Annotated in this window: 4 protein-coding genes, 1 tRNA gene and 1 pseudogene; all 6 read left to right on the top strand. The window is 37.6% G+C overall.

The genetic code is table 11. From position 1 onward, the window contains the following. Positions 1-64: 64 nt before the first annotated feature. The 6 genes and pseudogenes from HMPREF3116_RS05375 (at position 65) to HMPREF3116_RS05350 (ending at position 5,569) form a co-directional block, all read left to right on the top strand. A tRNA-Pro gene (locus HMPREF3116_RS05375) sits at positions 65-138 on the top strand. Between the two features lie 245 nt (positions 139-383). Then, positions 384-986, top strand: a complete 603-nt coding sequence (locus tag HMPREF3116_RS05370; RefSeq protein WP_070468165.1) for a TVP38/TMEM64 family protein — start codon at positions 384-386, stop codon at positions 984-986. A 76-nt stretch (positions 987-1,062) separates the two neighbouring features. Further along, a complete protein-coding gene (locus tag HMPREF3116_RS05365) occupies positions 1,063-1,944 on the top strand; it encodes a glycosyltransferase (RefSeq protein WP_246819056.1) in 882 nt (293 codons plus the stop codon). 253 nt (positions 1,945-2,197) lie between these two features. Continuing rightward, positions 2,198-2,890: an HAD family hydrolase gene (locus HMPREF3116_RS05360; protein ID WP_070468164.1), complete on the top strand. Its 693-nt coding sequence runs from the start codon at positions 2,198-2,200 to the stop codon at positions 2,888-2,890. Between the two features lie 305 nt (positions 2,891-3,195). Next, positions 3,196-4,513 (top strand): annotated as a pseudogene (locus tag HMPREF3116_RS05355) (CitMHS family transporter). A gap of 48 nt (positions 4,514-4,561) precedes the next feature. Continuing rightward, positions 4,562-5,569 (top strand): isocitrate/isopropylmalate dehydrogenase family protein, encoded by a 1,008-nt coding sequence (locus HMPREF3116_RS05350; protein WP_070468163.1) that lies wholly within the window; start codon positions 4,562-4,564, stop codon positions 5,567-5,569. Positions 5,570-5,629: the final 60 nt, after the last annotated feature.

The raw sequence follows: 5,629 nt of genomic DNA, 5'->3' as shown, positions 1-5,629 counted from the left end.
CCTGACTACGAATCAGGCGGTTGCAGGTTCGACTCCTGCTGGGTGCATGTTTATTTTTGAATAACGGGAAATAGCTCAGCTTGGTAGAGCACTTGGTTTGGGACCAAGGGGTCGCAGGTTCGAATCCTGTTTTCCCGACTAATGGGGTAGCTCAATAGGGCTATCTTTTTTTGTGTCTACTTTTATACATGGATACACGTCAATAAGAACTATGATAAAAGTCACTGAATTAGATTTATATTCTACGTTAATATAAATAATGGTACTTTTAGCCTATATTTTTTCCTTATAAAAAGTTTACAATAAAAGTTGAGAAAATACGTTATACTAAAGGTGATAAAAAATTTCATACAATAGCATAGACTATTGAGGGGAGATTGGCTATGGATATGCATCGTCAAAAGTTTGTGCAAAGACTGATTCACTTATTGAATATTTTAGGCACGATTGCGACTATTATCTTTGTTGTTTGGGCATGGCGAAACGGCTTATTAACAGATAAGGTGGCCTTTTTAAAATTTATGGGCCATTTCGGTATTGCCGCACCTTTTGTGTTTGTCATCATTCAATTCATACAAACAGTTATACCTGTGATCCCAGGATCGGTTACTATTCCGCTAGGTGTATTTATGTTTGGTGATATATGGGGCTTTGTTTGGAACTTAATGCCCATTTTCCTAGGATCTATATTTAATTTTTATTTGGCTCGTAAATATGGGCGTAGTTTGGTCCATATGCTCGTTGGGGATAAGTACTATAATAAGGCCTTGATTTGGCTGGATGACCGTTCTGGTTTTAAACGCGTATTGATTGTAGGGCTTATCTTGCCGTTTATGTCTGCTGATGTCATCTGTTATGTTGCTGGATTAACTAACCTGTCCCTTTCGCGATTTGTTCAAGTTTTGGCAGTAGGGAAACCCGTTACCATTTTGATTTACTCATACTCAACGATCTTTTTGGTTGACCTAGTGAGTAAGTGGATATAGGAGCATATAATGAAAATTTTATTGCATAGTGATATGAAAAAAAACGATTCAGCAAAGTGGGGTTGGCCGTGCTCAGTTGCATCAAGAGATGGCCTTAAATTCCGCAGGTATTGCTTATACCACTAACTATAAAGATGATTTTGATATCGTACATATCAATACCGTCTTTCCCCACTCTTTATTGGTAGCAAAAAAAGCAAAAGCTGCAGGTAAACCTGTTATCTATCATGCCCATTCAACGATGGAGGATTTCAGGAATTCCTATTCTTTTTCTAATCAAGCATCATTGGGCTTTAAATATTGGCTAAATACTTGTTACAACTCTGCGGACCTTATTCTAACACCAAGCCAGTATGCCAAAGACCTATTGGAAAAATATGACATAGATAAACCGATTCATGTCATTTCAAATGGTATCGACCTGTCTTATTGGCAAGCTACAGCAGAAGAAGTGGCCAAGATGCGGTCTCGTTTTAATTTAAAGACAGATCAAAAGGTTGCTATTTCAGTCGGTTTGCAAATTGAGCGTAAGGGAATCATTGAATTTGTAGAATTAGCTAAGCAGATGCCAGAAGTGACCTTTATTTGGTTTGGTTATTCAAACCCCTATGCCTTACCTAAAGAGGTGAAAAAGGCCATTGCAACTCGGTTACCCAACCTGATTTTTGCCGGTTATATCCCACGTGATCAGGTCCGAGTAGCTTATCAAATGGCAGATGTTTATTTATTCATGACCCATGAAGAAACAGAAGGTATCGTTCTTTTGGAAGCTTTAGCCAGCAAGGTGGATACCGTTGTGTCTGATTTGCCAGTTTTTGATTATTTAAATGCTGACCATGATGTTTATAAGGCTGATTCCCTATTAACTTTTAAGGAACGTCTAAAGGGGCTCTTAGATGGGAATTTACCTAGTTTGATTGAGCGTGGTTACCAAAAAGCTAGTTTGAAGAGTATTTAAAACATTGGGCAACAGTATATTTACGAGTACCAATATGCGAGTGCTTGCCAGGCTGAGAATAATAAAGGTAAGAAACTAAGTAAAAGCTTTTTCAAAACTTTTAAAATTTAACCATTAGCATCATTTATCTCAAACGCATGCAATGACGGTCTTGTCCCATTTGGTGACGGCCGTCATTTTTCATATTTTCAAAATATGTGCGTTTGTCTCAATCATTTGTTACGATATGTGAATGATTGAAAAGGAGAGAAATATGAAAGCGATTGGATTTGATTTAGACGATACTTTGTACAACCGATTAACCATCTACAAAAATACTTACCAAGAAATGCAAGCAACGGACCACTATTTAGACCTTGATTTTGATACTTTTAATCAAGTCTATGCTGAATTCTCCGAGCAAGAATACCAAGCTTTTATGGCAGGTAAAAAGACAGAAGCAGCTTTTAAGAATGACCGCGTAATTGAAACGTATGCTCATTTTGGTCATAAAATTGATCAAGCGACGGCGCAACAGTTTAACCAATTAAAAAATCATTATCAAAAACAGTTGAGTATGAGTGAAGATTTGGTTGCTTTAATGGAATCGGCCTTATCTAAAGGGATGACGCTATTCGTGTTAACTAATGGGTCAACAAAAGCACAAATAGATAAATTGACCAATCTAGGTGTCGATCAATTTATTGATAAGGATAAGTGGTACATTTCAGAAAGTATGGGAGGGTCAAAACCACAACGTAAGCTATTTGACGCTGTTACTGCTGACTTAAATGTGGCACCAAAAGATATTTTGTTTGTTGGTGACGACTATCGAAATGACATCGAAGGTGCTATTCAAGCCGGTTGGCAAGCTATTCACTATGCTAAAGCAGAAGTTCCCAATACAGTAGCCACCTGTACCACAGACAACTTCCTAGAAATACGGACTTTGTTAGGTAATTTATAAGGAATGGATTTACTGTGTAATAAAATTGACTATCGCAGAGATGATGTTACCCATCGAAATGATATAGTGTTTTTGTTTTATCATAAACACAAAAATGAATGTAAAGGATTAAATTTTGAAGAAAGTTAGCAAATGACTATATTTGTTGACTTTTTTTGTTTGGCATTAAATAAAACAAAACTATCATAAAATGTTAGGTAATGTAACATGTTTTGTATTTTTGCGGAAATTTCATTGACAACTGAATTTATTTGTCACATTATAAAACACATATATAACAATGAGAAAGTAAGAGGTGTTTTTTAATGGTTGCGTTTATGGGGTATGCGCTGATTGTTATTTTCATGTTTGTCATTATGCGTAAGAAGATGTCACCTTTCATTGGGTTAGTGTTCTTACCATTGTTATGGGCGATTATCGGGCAAATATTTGGTTTATGGCAAATTGATATAGGCCAAGCAGCGATGGATGGCTTGGGTACGACATCATCGACTGGAATTATGTTATTTTTCGCTATTTACATGTTTACTATCATGATTGACGCTGGGTTGTTCGATCCTTTATCAAATGCAATGATACGTTTTGCTAAAGGAGACCCGTTAAAGGTAGCCTTAGCAACTGTTGCTTTAACTGCTGCCGTATCATTAAATGGTGATGGTACAGCGACGATGATTATCGTCTGTACAGCTATGGTGCCTATTTACAAAAAATTAAATATGTCTATGTTAAATTTAGCGGTTTTAACGATGACGTCTCATTCGATTGTTAACTTACTACCTTGGGGTGGCCCGACGGCTCGTGCTATTGCGGTAATGGGCGTTGAAACCAATGATGTAATGCGTGGTTTAGCACCAATGATGATAGCTGGGTTGATTTATATGTTTATCGTGGCATGGATTTTTGGTTTGCAAGAACGAAAAGCATTGGGTGTGGTCAACTTATCTGAACAAGAAATGCAGGCAATGATGGTTATTGATGATCCAGAAACACTAGAACTACGTCGACCAAAGAATGTTTGGATTAACTTAATGATTGTGCTTTTGGCGATTGCTTTACTAGTAGAGGGATCTATTCCATCCGCTATTATTTTTATGTTAGGGACCGTTATTAGCTTACTAATTAATTACCCGCATCCTAAAGATCAAAAAGCACGGATTGATAGCAATGCTTCTGAAGCCAATCAAGTTGTGATGACGGTGTTTGGTGCTGGTATTTTTATGGGTATCTTAAACGGAACAGGTATGTCAGATGCTATTGCCAATTCTTTAATTACCATTATTCCTGAATCATTGAGTGGTTTCTATGGTTTTATTGTTGCAGTTATTTCATCGCCAGGTACTTACTTCTTACATAATGATGCTTTCTATTATGGGATGATGCCAATTTTATCAGAAGCTGGTTACGCATATGGATTTACGCCATTACAACTGACGTTTGCATCATTAATTGGTCAAGCTTTCCACTTATTTAGTCCGTTAGTACCTTTCTCATATGTACTACTAGGTTTAACTGATGTAGAATGGGGCGAATGGCAGAAAAAAAGGTCTAGTCGTTTCACTTGGTATTTTCATTGTTTATGTAGTAACTGCTGCAATGTTTGGTCTGTTACCTATTGTCCAATGATAGGCTTAAGAAGGTTATCATACAATCAAGTTTAAAAGGAGTGATTTAGTGGCGAACAAACAAACAATCGCCTTAATTCCAGGCGATGGGATAGGAAAAGAAATAACACAAGCTGTTAAACGCGTAGCTAGAGCTTTAGAAAGCCCAATTGTCTGGGATGAAGTAATCGCTGGTCAAGAGGCGATTGATGCAACAGGAGACCTTATTCCGCAATCAGTTTATGACGTTATTGATTCGCATAAAGTGGTCTTAAAAGGCCCTATTGCAACCCCAATTGGTGAGGGTTTTAGAAGTGTTAATGTTTCACTTAGAAAACATTATCAATTACATACCAATATTCGTCCGATTCGTGTATTGGGGAAGATTCCAGCGCTACAACACGATGTGGATATCATCCTATTTCGAGAAAATACGGAAGATTTATACGCAGGCGTAGAGAAGCAAGTGTCTGCTGATGAAGCCCACTCTATAAAAATCATTACTCGAAAAGCGACTGAACGTATTGTGACCGCAGCCTTTGATTATGCAGTAGCAAATCAAAGGAAGAAAGTCACTATCGTCACCAAAGCGAATATCATGAAGCTATCTGATGGTTTATTTTTAAAGGTTGCCAAAGAAGTAGCCAAAAAATATCCACAAATAGAAACAGACGAAGTTTTGGTCGACAATATGGCGATGCAATTAGTGATGCGTCCACAGCAATATGATGTGATCGTGACGGAAAATTTATATGGCGATATCTTATCTGATTTAATGGCTGGATTGATTGGAGGATTAGGATTGGTGCCTGGGGCTAACTTAGGCGACGATGTTGCAATTTTTGAAGCGGTTCATGGATCAGCGCCTGATATTGCTGGACAGGGGATTGCCAATCCAACAGCGCTACTATTAGCTTTTGCTGACTTATTAGACCACATTGGTTTACAAGTTGATGCTGAGCGTTTACGTCAGGCTTTAAATATAGTTTTGTCAGATGTCAACAATTTCACCCGCGATTTGGGTGGTCATTTATCAACTGAAGCTTATACAGATAAGGTGATCCAAGCCTTGATTTAGTTTTAACAGCTTAGCAGGTGTTGTAAACTTTCATTTACAAGCTGTCAGCTAAGGAAACCT

Source organism: Aerococcus sp. HMSC10H05 (genome assembly GCF_001806975.1).
Taxonomy (GTDB): Bacteria; Bacillota; Bacilli; order Lactobacillales; family Aerococcaceae; genus Aerococcus; species Aerococcus viridans_B.
The sequence above is the reverse complement of the archived record's forward strand: the minus strand, read 5'-3'. Positions and strand labels throughout refer to the sequence as shown.